The following is an 18,651-nucleotide window of genomic DNA, read 5'->3' on the forward strand; positions in this document are numbered from 1 at the left end:
TTATGGCTTCACCCTGGCGGGACAGAATCCTCGGCCTGATGCCGCGTTCGGCCATCGTCTGCCACGACCTGTTCATGGTCTGGGCATGCTGGCAGCTGCTCCACGCGGGGCGGTATTCGATCCTGGCCAACGCCCCCGAGCTCCCTCTCTGGAACGTCGACACCACGCTGGTGCTGCTGCTGCAGGGCATGGTGTTCTGGCGCGTGGGCCTCTATCGGGGCCTGTGGCGGTTCGCCAGCGTCAGCGACCTGCTGAACATCTTCAAGGCCAGTTTCATCGGCATGGTCGCCATCGTGCTGGTGCTGATGTGGAAGCGCTTCGACGGCGTGCCGATGTCGGTGCTGGTGATCTATCCGTTCGCGCTGTCGGCGCTGCTGGGCGCGCCGCGCCTGCTGTACCGGGCCTGGAAGGACTATCAGGCACTGCAGTCGGACTCGTCCGCGCGCCGCGTGCTGATCCTGGGTGCCGGCCAGGCCGCCGAGACCCTGGTCCGTGACCTGCGCCGTTCCGGTAATTTCGAGCCGGTCGGCCTGCTGGACGACGCGCCGCACCTGCGCGGCGCCAAGCTGCAGGGCCTGCCGATCCTCGGCACCCTGGACGATGCGCCGACAGTGGTCCGGGAGACGGCAGCCAAGCTGCTGGTGATCGCCATTCCGTCACTGGACGCGGCGGGCATGCAGCGGATCGTCGCCATCTGTGAAAGCACCGGCGTGCCGTTCCGCACCGTGCCCAAGCTCAGCGACATCCTGCAGGGCCAGTCGCTGCCGGGGCAGCTGAAGGAAGTGGCGATCGAGGATCTGCTGGGCCGCAAGCCGATCATGCCGGACTGGAACCTGATCCGTGGCTGGCTGGGCGGGCGTACGGTGATGGTCACCGGTGCCGGCGGTTCGATCGGCTCCGAGCTTTGCCGCCAGTGCGCACGGCATGGTGCCGGCCGCATCATCCTGCTCGAGATCAGCGAACTGCTGCTGCTGACCATCGAAGGCGAGCTGCGGCGAAGCTTCCCCGATGTCGAGATCGAAGCGGTGCTGGGCGACTGCGGTGACCCGGCGGTGATCCGCCACGCCCTGTCGCTGCATCCGGTCGACACCGCCTTCCATGCGGCTGCCTACAAGCACGTGCCGGTGCTGGAGCGGCAGCTGCGCGAAGCGGTGCGCAACAACATCCTGGCCACCGAGAACGTGGCCCGCGCCTGTCTGGAAGCGCGCGTTGAGCATTTCGTGTTCATCTCCACCGACAAGGCGGTCGACCCGGTCAATGCACTTGGCGCCAGCAAGCGCTATGCGGAGATGATCTGCCAGAGCCTGGACCAGAAGTCCACGCATACCCGTTTCGTTACGGTGCGCTTCGGCAACGTGCTGGCCTCGGCCGGCAGCGTCGTGCCGCTGTTCCGCGAACAGATCCTGCGTGGCGGTCCGGTGACCGTCACCGACCCGGAAGTCAGTCGCTACTTCATGACCATCCCGGAGGCCTGCCAGCTGATCCTGCAGGCGGCCGCTTCGGCATCGCATGGTGCGATCTATACGCTCGACATGGGCGAGCCGGTGCCGATCCGCGTGCTGGCCGAGCAGATGATCCGCCTGGCCGGCAAGCAGCCGTACAAGGACATTCCGATCATCTACACCGGGCTGCGTCCGGGCGAGAAGCTGCACGAGACGCTGTTCTATTCGGACGAGGACTACCGTTCCACCGCGCACCCGAAGATTCTCGAGGCCGGTGTACGTACGTTCTCGCGTGACCTGGTGCTGGGCAATGTCCCGCGCCTGCGCGATGCCGTGGCTGGTTACGACACGACCAGCATCCAGGAGATCCTGTTCGCGACGATGCCGGAGTTCTCTCCCATCGAACAGGATGCTTACATTTCATCCGCTAAAGTCGTGCCCTTTCCGGCACGTGAGGCCAACAGGCACCAATGAGCAAGCGAATTCGCAAGGCAGTTTTCCCAGTGGCAGGGCTCGGGACGCGCTTTTTGCCGGCAACCAAGACGGTTCCGAAGGAAATGTTGCCGATCATTGATCGTCCGCTGATCCAGTACGCGGTCGATGAAGCGATTGAAGCCGGTTGCGACACGCTGGTGTTCATCACCAACCGCTACAAGCATGCCGTGGCCGACTACTTCGACAAGGCCTACGAACTGGAGCAGAAGCTCGAGCGCGCCGGCAAGCAGGAGCAGCTGGAGATGATCCGCCATGTGCTGCCCAATGGCGTGCGCGCGATCTTCGTGACCCAGGCCGAAGCACTGGGCCTGGGCCATGCGGTGCTGTGCGCCAAGGCCGTGATCGGTGACGAGCCGTTCGCGGTGCTGCTGCCGGACGACCTGATCTGGAACCGCGGCGACGGCGCACTGAAGCAGATGGCAGACCTCAACGAGGCCAGTGGTGCCAGCGTGATCGCCGTTGAAGACGTGCCGCACGACAAGACTGCCAGCTACGGCATCGTTGCCACTGAAGCGTTCGACGGCCGCAAGGGTCGCATTTCGCAGATCGTGGAGAAGCCGAAGCCGGAGGACGCACCGAGCGACCTGGCCGTGGTTGGCCGTTATGTGCTGAGCCCGAAGATTTTCGAGCTGCTGGAACAGACCGGCAGTGGTGCCGGTGGCGAGATCCAGCTGACCGATGCGATCGCGCAGCTGCTGAAGACCGAAGAGGTCGATGCCTACCGCTTCGAGGGCACCCGCTTCGACTGCGGCACGCACCTGGGGCTGGTGGAGGCGACGATCCGCTTCGCGCTGGACAACCCGAAGCTGGCAGGGCCGGCGCGGGAGAAACTGACGGCGATGTTGGCGGATTAAGGGTTCTATCAAGCGCTCCGTGCTGCGCCTTGATTGATACGTGGGGGAGGGGGCGGATGGCCCTCTCCAAAACACGCCAAAGCCCTTCCATGGTGCTCGATGGCGCCATCCATGGCGCCAACGGTTTTGGAGAGGGCCATCCGCCCCCTCTCGACAGTTTCCGTGCGGCGCGGACGGGAAGGGCGGAATCAAGGGCAAAAGCAAAAGCAAAAGCAAAAGCAAAAGCAAAAGCAAAAGCAAAAGCAAAAAGGCAGCCGGTGGCTGCCTTTTTTGCTTGTTGGGGTCAGAGCCCTTTGCTGCGCAAAGGGCTCTGACCCCAGACTTTGCTTCTGCTCACCCCTCCGCCGCGTGGAATGCTGGCTGGCACGGGTGGGTGAGGCTGACCGGGACCGTTGGCGCCATGGATGGCGCCATCGAGCCCCCAGGGACGGGTTCACGGCGTGTCCCGGGCAGTCTCACCCACCCGGGCCCTGCAGTACGCCGACATCCCGACCGGCAACGCTTTGAACCTTACAGCGCCTCGAAAATACCCGCTGCGCCCATGCCGGTGCCGATGCACATCGTCACCATGCCGTACTTCTGCTGGCGACGGCGCAGGCCGTGCAGCAGGGTTGCCGTGCGGATCGCGCCGGTCGCGCCCAGCGGGTGGCCCAGGGCAATCGCGCCACCCAGCGGGTTGACCTTGTTCGGGTCTAGGCCGCAATCGCGGATCACCGCCAGCGACTGCGCGGCGAACGCTTCGTTCAGTTCAATCCAGTCCAGCTGGTCCTGGGTCAGGCCGGCCTGCTTCAGTGCCTTCGGGATCGCGGCGATCGGGCCGATGCCCATCACTTCCGGGCGCACGCCGGCTACCGAGAAGCTGACGAAACGGGCCAGCGGGGTCAGGCCGTAGTCCTTGATCGCCTGTTCCGAGGCCAGCAGCACGGCACCGGCGCCGTCGCTCATCTGCGACGAGTTGCCAGCAGTGACGGTGCCGCCGAACTGGCCGTTGCGGAACACCGGGCGCAGCTTGGCCAGGCCTTCGGCCGAGGAATCCGGGCGCGGGCCTTCGTCGGTGTCGGCGATCTTGTTGCGGGTGATGATGCGCTGGCCATCGGCCAGGTCCGGCAGGTGCGAGACGATCTCGTACGGGCTGATCTCGTCCTTGAACTCGCCGTTCTGGATCGCGGCCATGGCCTTCTGGTGCGAGGCCAGGGCGAAGGCGTCCTGGTCTTCGCGCGAGACCTTCCACTCTTCGGCCACCTTCTCGGCGGTGATGCCCATGCCGTAGGCGATGGCGACGTGGTCGTTGTCGAACACGCTCGGCGCCATGGCGATCTTGTTGCCCATCATCGGCACCATCGACATCGATTCGGTACCACCGGCCAGCATCAGGTCGGCATTGCCCAGGCGGATCGCGTCGGCGGCCTGCGCCACGGCCTGCAGGCCGGACGAGCAGAAGCGGTTCACGGTCTGCGCGGCGATGGTGTTGGGCAGGCCAGCCAGCAGCACGCCGATGCGTGCCACGTTCATGCCCTGCTCGGCTTCCGGCATGGCGCAGCCGATGATTGCGTCATCGATGCGGTTGACGTCCACGCCCGGGGCCTGGGCGACGACGCTGCGCAGCACGTGCGCAAGCATGTCGTCGGGGCGGGTGTTGCGGAACATGCCCTTGGGCGCCTTGCCGACCGGGGTACGGGTGGCGGCGACGATGTAGGCGTCCTGGATTTGCTTGGTCATTGCAGTGATCTCTCGAATTGGTTTTGCCGGTGTGCCCACCAAGGTGGGCACCTACCAGAGGCAGAGGGATGCCGGCCAGGGGCCGGCACCCGCCATCAATCAGTTACGCAGCGGCTTGCCGGTCTTGAGCATGTGCGCGATGCGGGCCTGGGTCTTTTCCTGCTGGGCCAGTTCGACGAAGTGCTTGCGCTCCAGGGTCAGCAGCCACTCTTCGTCCACCAGGGTGCCGCGGTCGACCTTGCCACCGCACAGCACGGTGGCGATGCGCTCGGCGATCTCGTAGTCGTACGGGCTGATGAAACGGCCTTCCAGCATGTTGACCAGCATCATCTTGAAGGTGGCGATACCCACGTCGCCGGCCACCTGGATGCGGCGTGCCGGCAGCGGCGGACGGTAGCCCGCTTCGGCCAGGGCGCGCGCTTCGGCCTTGGCGATGTGCAGGGCCTCGTAGCTGTTGAACACCACCTTGTCGGTGCTGCGCAGCAGGCCCAGTTCCTTGGCGTTGACCGCCGAGTTGGAGACCTTGGCCATCGCCACGGTTTCGAAGGTCTTCTTCAGTTCGGCGAACACGTCACCGCCCGGGCCAGCGGCCTGCGAGGCGCGCACGGCCAGTTCCTTCAGGCCACCACCGGCCGGCAGCAGGCCGACGCCGGCCTCGACCAGGCCGATGTAGCTTTCCAGGAAGGCCACGGTCTTGGCGCTGTGCATCTGGAACTCGCAACCACCACCCAGCGCCAGGCCACGCACGGCAGCCACCACCGGCACCAGCGAGTACTTGATGCGCTGGCTGGTGCGCTGGAAGTTGGCGACCATCTCTTCGAACTGGTCGACCTTGCCGGCCTGCAGCAGGCCCAATGCACCGGCCAGGTCGGCACCGGCGGAGAAGGGTTCCTTCTGCTGCCAGATCACCAGGCCCTGGAAGTCCTTCTCGGCGCGGCTGACACATTCCTGCAGGCCGTCGAGCACCTGGTCGGACACGGTGTTCATCTTGGTCTTGAAGCTGACCACGGCGATGCCGTCGCCGTCGTGCCACATGCGCAGGCCGTCGTTCTCGAACACGGTCTCGCCCGGCGCGAACTTCTCGCCCAGCAGCGGATCCGGGAAGCGCTGGCGCTGATACACCGGCAGCGACGAGCGCGGCAGCTTGGCGTTGCGCGACGGGCTGTAGCTGCCCTCGGCGGCGTGCACGCCATCGCGGCCATCGAACACCCAATCCGGCAGCGGGGCGTTGCTCATGCTCTTGCCGGCGACGATGTCATCAGCAATCCACTGTGCCACCTGCTTCCAGCCGGCGGCCTGCCAGGTTTCGAACGGGCCCAGCGACCAGCCGTAGCCCCAGCGGATGGCGAGGTCGACGTCGCGCGCGGTCTCGGCGATGTCGGCCAGGTGGTAGGCGCTGTAGTGGAACAGGTCGCGGAAGGTCGCCCACAGGAACTGCGCCTGCGGGTGCTGGCTTTCGCGCAGCTTGGCGAACTTCTCGGCCGGGTTCTTGATCTTCAGGATCTCGACCACTTCCGGTGCGGCGGTGCGATCAGCAGCGCGGTAGTCCTGCTTTTCCAGGTCGAGGACGACGATGTCCTTGCCGACCTTGCGGAAGATGCCGGCGCCGGTCTTCTGGCCCAGCGCGCCCTTGGAGATCAGCGCGTCCAGCCACTTCGGCGACTTGAAGAATTCATGCCACGGGTCGTTGGGCAGGGTATCGCCCATGGTCTTGATGACGTGGGCCATGGTGTCCAGGCCGACCACGTCGGAGGTGCGGTAGGTGGCCGACTTCGGGCGGCCGACCAGCGGGCCGGTCAGGCCGTCCACTTCATCGAAGCCCAGGCCGAACTGCTGGGTGTGGTGGATGGTGGACAGGATCGAGAACACGCCGATGCGGTTGCCGATGAAGTTCGGGGTGTCCTTGGCGTACACCACGCCCTTGCCCAGGGTGGTGACCAGGAATTCTTCCAGGCCTTCCAGCACGGCGGCGTCGGTGGTGGTGGCCGGGATCAGCTCGGCCAGGTGCATGTAGCGCGGCGGGTTGAAGAAGTGCACGCCGCAGAAGCGGTGGCGCAGCTGCTCGGGCAGCACGTCGGCCAGCTTGTTGATGCCCAGGCCCGAGGTGTTGGAGGCCAGCACCGCGTGGTCGGCCACGAACGGCGCGATCTTCTTGTACAGGTCCTGCTTCCAGTCCATGCGCTCGGCGATGGCCTCGATGATCAGGTCGCAGTCCTTCAGCTGCTCCAGGCCGGACTCGTAGTTGGCCGGGGTGATGGCTTCGGCCAGCGACTTGCTGGCCAGCGGCGCCGGGCTCAGCTTGCCCAGGTTGGCGATCGCCTTCAGCACGATGCCGTCAGCCGGACCCTCCTTGGCGGGCAGGTCGAACAGCACGGTGTCGACGCCAGCGTTGGTGAGGTGGGCGGCGATCTGGGCACCCATGACGCCGGCACCCAGCACGGCGGCGCGGCGGACTAGCAGGGAATTGGACATGGTGTAGGGCCTTTGTTGGTCAGCAGTTACTGGGTGGAATCAAGGGGAAGCGGGCAGGGCGCTGGCGCGTGCGGCGGCGCGGAACCCGGCTTCGGCGAAATGGATCAGTTCGTGGGCGGCATGGGCACGATGCGCCGCTTCGGTGACACCGGCGGGACGCTTGATCAGCCCGAAGTCGGCCATGGCATAGGTGAGCGAGCCGGCCAGGAAATCCAGGCGCCAGTACAGCTCTTCCTTGCTCAGGTCGGGTGCGCATTCGGCAATCGCCTTGCCGAACGCACGCAGCACGTGACCGTAGTGGTCGGACAGGAACTTGCGCAGGTTGTCGTTCTTCTCGGCGTAGGCGCGGGCGATCACGCGCACGAAGGCGCCGCCGTTCTGGCGGTCCTGGGCCAGCGCCAGTGCCGGCTCGACGAAGGCGGCCAGCACCGGGCGCAGCTGCCCGGGGTGTTCGCTGCGGGCGCGCTCGAGCTGCGCCAGGCGCGCGCCGGTCATCTCGTCCATGCGGCGGCGGAACACCTCGTTGACCAGGTTTTCCTTGGAGCCGAAGTGGTAGTTGACCGCGGCGATGTTGACGTCGGCCTGGCTGGTCACCTGGCGCAGCGACGTGCCGGCGAAGCCGTGCTGTGCGAACAGCTCCTCGGCCGCGCCGAGGATCCGGTCCTTGGTCGAGAAGTGGGCGGGTTTGGCCATCGGCGGGCGGACCTTAATCAAACGATTGTTTGATACTAGGACCAGACGGTAGCGTATGGCATTTTGCAGTGCAGCAAAATCCTGTCGCCCGGTTACAAGGGATTCAGTAGTGCCAGCCCATGGCTGGCAACGCTTGATCCTGAATGGGCAGGCTCCGGCGCTCGATATCCGGCATCCTGCCTGCCAGCCATGGGCTGGCACTACTGCACGGGATCTTTTACAATTCGCCTACGTTTATCAGGCTAAGCCCGCGTCCCGACGCGGGTTTTTTTCATGTTACCCTTCGGGCCATCAGCGGCCCGATTCCATTGGAGACATCCCATGGCGCTGGAGCGCACCCTTTCGATCATCAAGCCGGACGCCGTTGCCAAGAACGTCATCGGCGAAATCTACGCCCGCTTCGAGAAGGCCGGCCTGAAGGTCGTGGCCGCCAAGTACAAGCAGCTGTCGCGCCGTGAAGCCGAAGGCTTCTACGCCGTGCACCGCGAGCGTCCGTTCTTCAACGCGCTGGTCGAGTTCATGATCTCCGGCCCGGTGATGATCCAGGCCCTGGAAGGCGAGAACGCCGTCCTGGCCCACCGCGACCTGCTGGGCGCCACCAACCCGAAGGAAGCCGCTGCGGGCACCATCCGCGCCGACTTCGCCGAATCCATCGATGCCAACGCCGCCCACGGCTCGGACTCGGTCGAGAATGCCGCGATTGAAATCGCCTACTTCTTCGCCGCCACCGAAGTCGTTTCGCGCTGAGAGTAATGCCGTGAACGAGGTCGTACAGTCCCCCGCCATCCAGCCGCTGCCGAAGTCGGCACCCACGGCTGGCAAGCAGAACCTGCTCGACCTCGATCGCGCGGGCCTGGAGAAGTTTTTCGTCGAGGTTCTCGGCGAGAAGAAGTTCCGTGCCCATCAGGTGATGAAGTGGATCCACCATCGCTACGTCACCGATTTCGATGAAATGACCGACCTCGGCAAGGTCCTGCGCGCCAAGCTGCAGGCCCATGCCGAGGTGCTGGTTCCCAACATCGTGTTCGACAAGCCCTCCGCCGACGGCACCCACAAGTGGCTGCTGGCGATGGGCGTGGATGGCAAGAACGCCATCGAGACCGTGTACATCCCGGACAAGACCCGCGGCACGCTGTGCGTGTCCTCGCAGGTCGGTTGCGGCCTGAACTGCACGTTCTGCTCCACCGCCACCCAGGGCTTCAACCGCAACCTGACCACCGCCGAGATCATCGGCCAGGTGTGGGTTGCCGCGCGCCACCTGGGCAACGTGCCGCACCAGATGCGCCGCCTCACCAACGTGGTGATGATGGGCATGGGCGAGCCGCTGATGAATTTCGACAACGTCGTGCGCGCCATGAGCGTGATGCGCGACGACCTGGGCTACGGCCTGGCCAACAAGCGCGTGACCCTGTCGACCTCCGGCCTGGTGCCGCAGATCGACCGCCTGTCTGCCGAAAGCGACGTGTCGCTGGCGGTGTCGCTGCATGCGCCGAACGATGCGCTGCGCGAGACGCTGGTGCCGCTCAACAAGAAGTATCCGATCGCCGAGCTGATGGCCTCGTGCGCACGCTACCTGCGCGCCAACAAGCGCCGCGAATCGGTCACCTTCGAATACACCCTGATGAAGGGCATCAACGACAAGCCCGAGCATGCCCGCGAGCTGGCCCGCCTGATGCGCCAGTTCGACAACGCGGTGCAGGCCAAGGATTCGGGCAAGGTCAACCTGATTCCGTTCAACCCGTTCCCGGGCACCCGCTACGAGCGTTCGGAAGAAGCGCACATCCGTGCCTTCCAGAAGATCCTGCTCGACAGCAACGTGCTGACCATGGTCCGCCGCACCCGAGGCGACGACATCGACGCCGCCTGCGGCCAGCTCAAGGGCCAGGTGATGGACCGCACCCGCCGCCAGGCGGAGTTCAACAAGACGCTGCAGGCGGGGAAGGGGAGCGATGCCGCGGCCTGACCGCCTCTGGCTGGTTCTGTTCGCAGGCATGCTGGCCGTTGCGGTCGGCGGCTGCAAATCCCATCCCAAGGCCAAGCTGGGCCCCAGCGAGGCGCCGGTCTACTCGGTCCGTGATCCGGACAGCGTGCGGCGCCAGGTGCGCCTGCAGGACCTGCTGGCCCTGGCCGCCCGCGACATGCAGGTAGGTAACCTCGATGCGGCCGAACGCAAGGCGCGCGAGGCGCTGAAGCTGGCCCCCGAGTCGCCCGATGCGCTGGTGCTGCTGGCCGGCATCGACGAGCGCCGTGGCCGGACCCAGCAGGCTGGCGAGAGCTTCCGCAGGGCTGCCGAGCAGGCGCCGCAGCGCGGGGACATTCTCAACAATTACGGCGCGTGGCTGTGCCAGCAGGGCCGGCCGGCCGAGTCGCTGGTCTGGTTCGATCGTGCGCTGCAGGCGCCGGGCTACGCCACGCCGGCCGAGTCCCGGGCCAATGCCGGGGGCTGTGCGCTGGACGCCGGCCAGTTCGAACGTGCCGAGCGCGACCTGCGTGCGGCGCTGGCCACGCTGCCGGGAAACCCGGTCGCGCTGGAGGCGATGGCCCAGCTCAGCTTCCGCCAGGGCCGCTTCATGGAAGCCCGGGCCTTCGCCGAACGTAGGATTGCGGCTGCACCCGCAACGCGTTCCGTGTTACAACTTGCGTCTCAAATCGAAGCGCGGCTGGGTGATCGGGCGGCATCTGACCGCTATCTTCAGCGCATTCGACAGGAATTTCCGCAGGAAGCGGGCTCCTAACTCCAGGGTTGATGCATTGTGATTGATGACCAGACTGTGAGCGCTCTCGAGACTGCGGCCGGCTGCGGCAGCCGCCTGCGCCAGGCCCGCGAGGCGGCCGGACTGACCCTCGAAGATGTCGGCTCGCGCCTGCGCATGCCGGTCCAGGTGGTCAGGTCGCTGGAAGAGGAACAATGGCAGAAGCTGGGGGCGCCGGTGTTCGTGCGCGGCCAGCTGCGCAGCTACGCGCGCCTGCTGGACGTGGATGTGAGCCAGCTGCTGGAGCAGGCCCAGGTCGGCCCGGTGGTTCCACCCACCCTGGTCAGCCATACCCACACCCCGCGTGCGCGCCGCATTGCCGAGAATCTCGGCCGTCGCGTGCTGTATGTCGGTATCACCGCGGTGCTGGCGGTGCCGGTGTGGTTCGCCACCCGTGGTCATTTTGATGGCAGTGCGACGCCGTCGCCGAACACCGCTTCGCTGGACGCGATCCCGGCCGCTGTGCCGGTGACCCCGTCTGCCGCCGGCGTCGAGCCGGCCGCCGTGGCTGACGTGGCGAGCGCCCCGGCCAGCAAGCCGGCCGCCACCCCGTACGTAGCCTCGCTGGCCCCGGTGCCGCGTTCAGCCCCGGCACCGGCGGCTGCCGCCAACACGCTGGACATGCAGTTCAGCGGCGACAGCTGGGTCGATATCGGCGGCCCGGACGGCGCTACCGTCGAGAAGGCGCTGATCAAGTCCGGCGAGAGCCGCAGCTTCACGCCGGGCCAGGTGACCCGGGTGACCCTGGGCAACGCCTCGGCGGTCCAGGTTCAGCAGAACGGCGCTATCGTCGATCTGACCCCCTACCAGCGAGCCAACGTGGCACGCTTTCAGGTATCCTCTGAAGGCTCCGTAGTCCCGGTTTCGCACTGAGGCGCGGTTTCACCACCTTCGATTAATCCCAATGGTCCCTCCCGATGGGCGGGGCGAGAGTACGCATGGCGATCGACGATCTGCTCGACGAGCACGAACAAAGTGAACGCGTCCGCAGCTGGCTGCGGAAGAATGGCGCCAGCATCCTCGGTGGCGTAGTCATCGCCATCGGTGCCATTGCCGGCTGGCAGTGGTACCAGAAGGATCAGGGCGGCAAGCTGGCCTCGGCCAATGTCGAGTACCAGAAGGCGCTCGTTGGCCTGCAGCAGAACAAGCTCGACGACGCCTCCAAGGCGGTCAAGGCGCTCGAAGCCGGCCCGTCCAGCATCTACGGCGACCTCGCGGCGCTGCAGCTGGCCAAGGCCCAGGTCGACGCCGGCAAGAACGAAGAAGCCCTGGCCACCCTGCGCGGCGTGAAGGTCGAAGGTGACCTGCAGCGCGTGGTCGACCAGCGTGTGGCCCGCCTGCTGGTGGCCACCGGCAAGAGTGACGAGGCGATCAAGCTGCTGGGCAGCGCCACCGACAGCAGCAGCCTGGAAATCCATGGCGACGCGCTGATGGCGCAGGGCAAGCGTGATGACGCCCGAGGCCAGTACGAGAAAGCGCTGAAGTCGCTGGACGTGGCAGCGCCGCAGCGGCGCCTGCTGGAAACCAAGGTTATGGACGCCGGCGGCACCGTTGCCGCCCCTGCGGAGTCGGTTTGATGAGTCAGAAGGTCATGATCACCCGCGTCGCCACCGTGCTCCTGATGGGCATGGCCCTGACCGGCTGCAGCACCGTGAAGGGCTGGTTCGCCGGCAAGGACGCGGCCGCGAAGAAGGCACAGGAACCGGCTGAGCTGGTCAAGTTCGAGCCGACCGTGAAGGTCAACAAGGCCTGGTCGGTCAACCTCGGCAAGGGCGAGCGCCGCATCGGCGTGCGCCAGGGCCCGGCCGTGGCCAACGGCCACGTGTTCGCTGCGGCACTCACCGGTGGCGTGCACGCCATCGACCTGCAGACCGGCAAGAAGGTCTGGACCTGGGAGCCGAAGAAGGAAAAGAAGAAGGCCAAGCTGCGCCTGTCCGGCGGCCCGGGGGTCGGTGAGAACCTGGTCGTGATCGGCACGCTCGATGGCCAGGTCATCGCCCTGGACATCAACGACGGCAGCGAGAAGTGGCGCGCCCGTGTTCCGGGTGAAGTCATCGCCGCGCCGGCCATCGCCCAGGGCGCGGTCTACGTGCGCAGCAATGACGGCCGCATCACCGCATTCGATGCCGGCAACGGCACCCAGAAGTGGTTCAACCCGAGCGAGCTGCCGGCGCTGACCGTGCGTGGCAACGCGCCGGTGGTGACCGGCCCGGGCGTGCTGTTCATCGGCAAGGACGAGGGCGCGGTTGCCGCCCTGGCCCAGCAGGATGGCCGCACCCTGTGGGAACAGAATGTGGGCAACGGTGAAGGCCGTACCGAGCTGGAGCGCATGGCCGATGTCGACGGTGCGCCGGTGCTGGATGGCAACACCCTGTTCGTGAGCAGCTTCAAGAACCAGACGATGGCCATCGAAGGCCCGACCGGTCGCCCGCTGTGGGCGCGCGACCATGGTGGTGCCGGTGGCGTGGCGGTCTCGTCTGGCAATGTGTTCGTCACCGACAACAAGGGCGGCGTGTTCGGTCTGGACAAGGCCAGCGGCGCGGCGATGTGGTCGCAGACCGCACTGGCCCGTCGCTCGCTGACTGGCCCGGCACTGCACGGCGACTACGTCGTGGTCGGCGACTACAAGGGATACGTGCACTGGCTGCAGACCTCCGATGGTGCGATGGCGGCACGGGCAAAGAGCGGCGGTGACGCCCTGCTGGCCCAGCCAATCGTCGTAGACGGGGTGCTGCTGGTGCAGAACGTTGATGGCAAGCTGACCGCCTTCCGGTTGGCAAATTAAAAATTGGAGTAATCGCGATGCTGCCTTTGGTCGCCCTGGTTGGACGGCCGAATGTCGGCAAGTCGACTATTTTCAATGCGCTTACGCGCACCCGTGACGCGCTGGTCCATGACCAGCCCGGCGTCACCCGCGACCGCAACTACGGTGTCTGCCGTCTGGACGAGGACAATCATTTCCTCGTCGTCGACACCGGCGGTATCGCGGAAGAGGAAGAGGGTCTGGCAGGGGCTACCACCCGCCAGGCCCGTGCCGCTGCGGCGGAAGCCGACCTGATCCTGTTCGTGGTCGATGCCCGTGAGGGTACCTCGGCGATGGACGACGAGATCCTGGCCTGGCTGCGCAAGCTGTCGCGCCCGACGCTGCTGCTGATCAACAAGATCGACGGCACCGACGAGGACACCGTGCGTTCGGAATTCGCCCGTTACGGCTTCGGCGAGATGTTGACCGTGTCGGCTGCGCACCGCCAGGGTCTGGACGACCTGCTGGACGAAGTGATCCAGCGCCTGCCGGAAGAAGGCAGCGGCGAAGAGCTGGACAACGATCCGAACCGCATCCGCATCGCCTTCGTAGGCCGCCCGAACGTGGGCAAGTCGACGCTGGTCAACCGCATCCTCGGCGAGGAGCGCATGATCGCCTCCGACGTGCCGGGCACCACCCGCGACTCGATCGCCGTGGACCTGGAGCGTGACGGCCGCGAATACCGCCTGATCGATACCGCCGGCCTGCGCCGTCGTTCGCGCGTGGACGAGGTCGTCGAGAAGTTCTCGGTGGTCAAGACCATGCAGTCGATCGAGCAGTGCCAGGTGGCCGTGCTGATGCTCGACGCCACCGAAGGCGTGACCGACCAGGACGCCACCGTGCTCGGTGCCGTGCTCGACGCGGGCCGTGCGCTGGTGATCGCCATCAACAAGTGGGATGGCCTGACCGAGTACCAGCGTGAGCAGGCTGAAACCATGCTGTCGCTGAAGCTGGGCTTCGTGCCGTGGGCCGAGTCGGTGCGCATCTCGGCCAAGCATGGCTCGGGCCTGCGTGAGCTGTTCCGCGCGGTGCACCGCGCGCACGAATCGGCGAACAAGACCTTCACCACCAGCGAAGTGAACAAGGCGCTGGAAGTGGCGTACGAGACCAACCCGCCGCCGACCATCCGCGGCCATGTCTCCAAGCTGCGTTACGTGCACCCGGCCGGCGCAAACCCGCCGACCTTCATCGTGCACGGCACCCGCCTGAAGGAACTGCAGGAGTCGTACAAGCGCTACCTGGAGAACTTCTTCCGCAAGCGCTTCAAGCTGATCGGCACGCCCGTGAGCTTCATCTTCCGCGAGGGCACCAACCCGTACGAGGGCAAGAAGAACGTCCTCACCGAGCGGCAGGTCAAGGCCAAGCGGCGCTTGATGAAGCACGTCAAGGGCAAGTGATGCAGAGAAAGGCGGCCGCAGGGCCGCCTTTCTTGTTTGTGGTAGTGCCGGCCGCTGGCCGGCAACCCGATGATGCCTGGCGTGTTCACGAGGTTGCCGGCCAGCGGCCGGCACTACCGTGTATCTACAGACCTCGATCAGAGCGGACTGCTGCGACGAGCGCGGCAATGCGGCAACGCGCATGGGATGCCTCGGCCGCGCCGCGATGTTGAAGCCGGTTGCACCTGGCGTGTGGCGGGGATTGATTCCGGCAGCTGCACCTGCCCCGTGATGCTTGCCCAGACCAGGGTCGTACCCAGTGCACCTGCCAGGTACGCCACCGACACCGCCCCGATCAGCAGGCCCGCGGCATGCTCCAGCCATGGAAGCAATCGGCAACACCCCTGCGCCCAGCGCGGATGGCTGCCGAGCCACGCCATCAGCAGGCCGAGCGACAGTGCGACGCCACTCAGGCAGGCCACGTAAGCGGCCTGGGTGCCCGTGTCGGCGACGAGGCCGGTAACCAGGGCTGCAATCGCGAACTGCAGCATCCAGTTGCTGCTGCTGGCGAGCGCCAGCAGGCATCCTGCTTCGGCGTGCGGCCAACGGGAGCGGGCGCGCAGGCCCCAGGGCATCTGCAGGGAAAGCGGAGAGAACGGGGTCAAGCCGGCGTCGCGCAGGCACATGCCCGCCAGGCGCAGCAGCAGGAGGCAGCCCGCGCACTGCATCGCCAGCGTCCACAGGCCGCGGTTTCCCAGCATGCCCGCTGCAACGAAAGCCGTCGCACAGATGACGCCCGTACCGATGGCGATACCGAACGACGCGGCCATGGCAGCGTGCCCGCCTGCGCCCATCGCGGTGCGCAGGATCTTCGCGTGATGCGAAGCAGGCAGGAGCATGGCGAAGCCGTACAGCACCGCGACGATGAAGAACTGCTGCACGTAAACCTGCCACTGACCTACAGAAAGTGCAGAGTGTGGGCGGGTGTGAACGCACGGTATTGAACGCCATTGCGACAGGCGCGAATCGCTGGCGTCAGCCGGCCCACAGCGACACGACGATCCATAGCGCCAGCGCGATCATCAGAAACCCTGCGGCCCGCTCCAGCCAGGGCAGGGCGCGTGCGAACCGACGCAGCACCCACGGGTGGCCGACCAGCGCGGCGACCAGCAGATCCCAAAGCAGGACGATGCCGAACATCCACGCGCCATAGAAGAATTTCGTTGCGGCGTTGGCCTGCGGGCCATTGAGCATTGCCGCCAACGTTGCGTAGAACAGCGCATTCTTCGGGTTCAGCAGCGCAGACAGGGCGCCCAGCCCTGCCGCCTTCCACCACCCGTGCGTATCGCCTGCGCGCGATTCCGCGGCAGATGCCTGCAGCGTCGTCGAGCCCGCATGGCGCAGGAACAGCGTGCCGAGGTACAGCAGGAACCCGCAGCCCGCCAACTGCACCGCAATGAACCCTGCGCTGCCTGCGCGCAGCATGGCCATTCCGGTGAAAGCCGCCACGATGAAGACGCCATTGCCGACGGCGATGCCTGCGCAGGCGCCACTGGCGGTGCGCCAGCCAGAGGTGATCGCGGTGCGTGCAACGAGGAAGAAATCGGGACCGGGTGAGAGCAGGGCGAAAAAATGAACGGTGGCGATGATCAGGAACTGTTCCATCAGGTCCGGCGGCGGCTGGCTGGGGCGCCAGTCTGGGGATGTGCCGCGCGGTGGTATTGAACGTTATTGCAGGCTCAGCGCCGGTACTGGCCCGGGGTCGCACCGGCGTGGGCCTTGAAGACCCGCTGGAAATGACTCTGGTCGGCAAAGCCCAGTGCATGCGCGACCACGGCCAGTGCCTGGCCTTCGCACAACCGTCGGCGAGCCTCCTGGATGCGCTGGTCGATCTGCCAGGCGTGTGGAGTCAGGCCCGTGGCACGTCGGAAGGCGCGGATCAGCTGGTAGCGGCTCATGCCCGCCAGCGATGCCAGTTCCTGCAGGACCGGGGTGTGTTCGAGCCGCTGGCGCAGAACGTCCATCACCGGCTGCACTCGCTGCTGCAATGCGGCATCTTCAGGCGGGCCGGCGACGGCTACCCCATCGTGTTCATCCAGATCGCCGACGAACGCGATCAGGGCCGCTTCCTTGACGCTGACCGGATCGTCGGAGAACAGCGTCTCGTTGAGCTGGCAGTACTGCTGGTAGCGCCGGCGATGGTGGGAAATCCGGATGGGTTCCTGCTGCCAATCGGGTCCGGGCAGGCCGTCATACTCGGCGCGGACTTCGGCCATCCAGCGCGCATCCAGGTGCAGCATTTGGTAGCTCCAGACCTGGCTGGGCAGGGGGTTGCAGGCATGCACGCGGCCTGCGGGTACGCCGACCAGGCTGCCGGGCTGCAGCAGGCGCGGTCCTTCCGCGGCGCCGGTGAACACGCTGCTGCCGGCGTCCACGGCGCCGATCGAGAAGGTGTCATGGCTGTGCGGGCGATGGCAGGCGCGGCTGTCGCAGGCCCGTCGGCTTTCGACGAAGGGCATGCGCGGGTCACGCCAGAATTCGGTGGCAGGGCGCATGCAGCGGTTCCGGGATGCAGGGGGCAACGCCCGCATGGTGCCATGTTCGGGGCAAGGCGCGTCGAGGGTGTCTGCGCGATAATGCGGCCATGAGCATCCAAGAGCTTTCCCCCGCGCAGGCGCGTGAACGCCTGGCCCACGGCGCCGTGCTGATCGATGTGCGCGAGGCGCACGAACGGGCCGGGGGCATGGCCGAGGGCGCGCGCGGCGTGGCCAAGGGCGAGCTGCAGGCCGACCCGGCCGCGCATCTGCCAAAGCACGACCAGGAAATCCTGTTGATCTGCCAGAGCGGCAAGCGCTCGGCCGATGCTGCGCAGTTCCTGCTGGAGGCTGGATACACCAATGTGGCTTCCGTGAGCGGCGGTACCGTGGCCTGGCGCGAGCAGTCGCTGCCGCTGGTGCAGCCGCTGGCCAGCGCCGCCGACCGCGATTTCTTTGATCGCTACTCACGCCACCTGCTGCTGCCGCAGGTGGGCGAGGCCGGCCAGCGCCGGCTACAGCAGTCGCGGGTGCTGGTGCTGGGTGCCGGTGGCCTGGGCGCGCCGGCCGGCTTCTATCTGGCGGCCGCCGGGGTAGGGCACCTGCGCTTCGCCGACCATGACCGCGTGGAGCGCAGCAACCTGCATCGGCAGATCGTGCATACCGAAGCCAGCGTCGGCCAGCTCAAGGTCGATTCGGCGCGTGAGCGGCTGCTGGCACTGAACCCGTCGATCGAGGTCGAGGCGGTGCCGGAGCGGGTCACCTCCGAGAACGTGGATGCGCTGCTGGACGGCGTGGACGCGGTGCTGGACGGCTCGGACAACTTCCCGCTGCGCTACCTGCTCAACGACGCCTGCATCAAGCACGCCAAGCCGCTGGTGTATGCCGCCATCGAGCGCTTTGATGGCCAGGTAAGCGTGTTTGACGCGGGCCGCCAGCGTGGCGTGGCGCCGTGCTACCGCTGCCTGTTCCCGGAGCCGCCGCCGCCGGAGTTCGCTCCGAACTGTTCCGAGGCTGGGGTGCTGGGTGTGCTGCCTGGCCTGGCCGGGGTGCTGCAGGCCACCGAGGTGCTGAAGCTGCTGCTGGGCATCGGCGAGCCGCTGGTCGGCCGGCTGCTGCGCTTCGACGCGCTGGGCATGCGCTTCCGCGAGACCGGCATCCGGCCGGACCCGCATTGCCCGGTGTGCGCGCCGGGCGTGCCGTTCCCGGGGTATATCGATTACGCCGCGTTTTGCCGGGGCGGGTGAGGCTGGCCGGGGAATGCGTTGGTAGATGCCGACCTTGGTCGGCGCTCTTGTGCCAACCAAGGTTGGCACCTACCGAAGCGGGTGCATGGTTGGCGCCCGCCGATGCGCATGCATGGTTGGCACCCATCGACGCGCATGCACGGTTTCGGGATGATGCTGGGGGTCGCTCCTCACATCGTTCCATCTCCAAGACAATCCGGCGCAACATGTGTGCTATTGCCGTCATCGGCATTGCTCTATTGTTGAACCCGATTCTGGATCTT

The 18,651-nt window shown here is 66.4% G+C and carries 17 protein-coding genes; 11 read left to right on the forward strand and 6 right to left on the reverse strand.

Annotated elements, in window-relative coordinates; translation table 11 throughout:
• Positions 1–2: 2 nt before the first annotated feature.
• Genes ACZK5G_RS09320 through ACZK5G_RS09330 form a run of 3 tightly spaced genes read left to right on the forward strand, consistent with a single transcriptional unit; the run spans position 3 to position 3,105 of the window.
• The gene (locus ACZK5G_RS09320; RefSeq protein ID WP_032130079.1) at positions 3–1,916 is read left to right on the forward strand and encodes a polysaccharide biosynthesis protein; all 1,914 of its coding nucleotides are present in this window, start codon (positions 3–5) and stop codon (positions 1,914–1,916) included.
• Positions 1,913–2,791, forward strand: coding sequence for a UTP--glucose-1-phosphate uridylyltransferase GalU (gene galU / locus ACZK5G_RS09325; protein WP_478466114.1), 879 nt, complete (start codon positions 1,913–1,915; stop codon positions 2,789–2,791). Before ACZK5G_RS09320 ends, galU begins: the two co-directional genes overlap by 4 nt.
• A gap of 56 nt (positions 2,792–2,847) precedes the next feature.
• Entirely contained in the window at positions 2,848–3,105 is a 258-nt protein-coding gene (locus ACZK5G_RS09330) for a hypothetical protein (protein WP_478466116.1), read from the forward strand.
• Between the two features lie 196 nt (positions 3,106–3,301).
• Here ACZK5G_RS09330 and ACZK5G_RS09335 read toward each other — a convergent pair whose 3' ends face one another.
• The 3 genes from ACZK5G_RS09335 to ACZK5G_RS09345 form a co-directional block, all read right to left on the reverse strand.
• Positions 3,302–4,510 (reverse strand): acetyl-CoA C-acyltransferase, encoded by a 1,209-nt coding sequence (locus ACZK5G_RS09335; protein ID WP_049399460.1) that lies wholly within the window; start codon positions 4,508–4,510, stop codon positions 3,302–3,304.
• A gap of 99 nt (positions 4,511–4,609) precedes the next feature.
• Entirely contained in the window at positions 4,610–6,982 is a 2,373-nt protein-coding gene (locus ACZK5G_RS09340; protein ID WP_049399461.1) for a 3-hydroxyacyl-CoA dehydrogenase/enoyl-CoA hydratase family protein, read from the reverse strand.
• A 39-nt stretch (positions 6,983–7,021) separates the two neighbouring features.
• Complete coding sequence (locus tag ACZK5G_RS09345) at positions 7,022–7,675, reverse strand: TetR/AcrR family transcriptional regulator (RefSeq protein WP_006431024.1); 654 nt, start codon at positions 7,673–7,675, stop codon at positions 7,022–7,024.
• 321 nt (positions 7,676–7,996) lie between these two features.
• Here ACZK5G_RS09345 and ndk point away from each other — a divergent pair, with 321 nt between their 5' ends.
• The 7 genes from ndk (at position 7,997) to der (ending at position 14,628) form a co-directional block, all read left to right on the forward strand.
• Complete coding sequence (gene ndk / locus ACZK5G_RS09350; RefSeq protein WP_008265389.1) at positions 7,997–8,422, forward strand: nucleoside-diphosphate kinase; 426 nt, start codon at positions 7,997–7,999, stop codon at positions 8,420–8,422.
• Positions 8,423–8,432: 10 nt separating this feature from the next.
• Complete coding sequence (rlmN, locus tag ACZK5G_RS09355; protein ID WP_005409296.1) at positions 8,433–9,638, forward strand: dual-specificity RNA methyltransferase RlmN; 1,206 nt, start codon at positions 8,433–8,435, stop codon at positions 9,636–9,638.
• Complete coding sequence (gene pilW, locus ACZK5G_RS09360) at positions 9,625–10,410, forward strand: type IV pilus biogenesis/stability protein PilW (protein ID WP_346484716.1); 786 nt, start codon at positions 9,625–9,627, stop codon at positions 10,408–10,410. The genes rlmN and pilW overlap by 14 nt, the downstream gene beginning before the upstream one ends.
• An 18-nt stretch (positions 10,411–10,428) precedes the next feature.
• The gene (locus tag ACZK5G_RS09365; protein WP_189719610.1) at positions 10,429–11,301 is read left to right on the forward strand and encodes a RodZ domain-containing protein; all 873 of its coding nucleotides are present in this window, start codon (positions 10,429–10,431) and stop codon (positions 11,299–11,301) included.
• Positions 11,302–11,366: 65 nt separating this feature from the next.
• The gene (locus ACZK5G_RS09370) at positions 11,367–12,005 is read left to right on the forward strand and encodes a YfgM family protein (RefSeq protein WP_032130493.1); all 639 of its coding nucleotides are present in this window, start codon (positions 11,367–11,369) and stop codon (positions 12,003–12,005) included.
• Positions 12,005–13,213, forward strand: a complete 1,209-nt coding sequence (gene bamB / locus ACZK5G_RS09375) for an outer membrane protein assembly factor BamB (RefSeq protein ID WP_032130494.1) — start codon at positions 12,005–12,007, stop codon at positions 13,211–13,213. Before ACZK5G_RS09370 ends, bamB begins: the two co-directional genes overlap by 1 nt.
• A gap of 17 nt (positions 13,214–13,230) precedes the next feature.
• On the forward strand, positions 13,231–14,628 hold the full coding sequence (gene der, locus ACZK5G_RS09380) for a ribosome biogenesis GTPase Der (protein ID WP_014036905.1): 1,398 nt from the start codon (positions 13,231–13,233) through the stop codon (positions 14,626–14,628).
• Between the two features lie 137 nt (positions 14,629–14,765).
• Here the strand turns inward: der and ACZK5G_RS09385 are convergent, their stop codons facing one another.
• The 3 genes from ACZK5G_RS09385 to ACZK5G_RS09395 all read right to left on the reverse strand — a co-directional run bounded on the left by ACZK5G_RS09385 (position 14,766) and on the right by ACZK5G_RS09395 (position 17,162).
• Positions 14,766–15,548, reverse strand: coding sequence for a lysine transporter LysE (locus ACZK5G_RS09385; RefSeq protein WP_478466118.1), 783 nt, complete (start codon positions 15,546–15,548; stop codon positions 14,766–14,768).
• A gap of 94 nt (positions 15,549–15,642) precedes the next feature.
• Positions 15,643–16,272 carry a LysE family translocator gene (locus ACZK5G_RS09390; protein ID WP_478466119.1) on the reverse strand — a complete coding sequence of 210 codons (630 nt, stop codon included), beginning with the start codon at positions 16,270–16,272 and terminating at the stop codon, positions 15,643–15,645.
• Between the two features lie 74 nt (positions 16,273–16,346).
• Positions 16,347–17,162: a helix-turn-helix domain-containing protein gene (locus ACZK5G_RS09395; protein ID WP_478466121.1), complete on the reverse strand. Its 816-nt coding sequence runs from the start codon at positions 17,160–17,162 to the stop codon at positions 16,347–16,349.
• An 89-nt stretch (positions 17,163–17,251) separates the two neighbouring features.
• On the opposite strand from ACZK5G_RS09395, the gene moeB reads away from it, so the two are divergent.
• Positions 17,252–18,388 (forward strand): molybdopterin-synthase adenylyltransferase MoeB, encoded by a 1,137-nt coding sequence (gene moeB / locus ACZK5G_RS09400; RefSeq protein WP_478466122.1) that lies wholly within the window; start codon positions 17,252–17,254, stop codon positions 18,386–18,388.
• Positions 18,389–18,651 lie beyond the last annotated feature (263 nt).

Source organism: Stenotrophomonas sp. 62841_Sma, assembly GCF_056482945.1.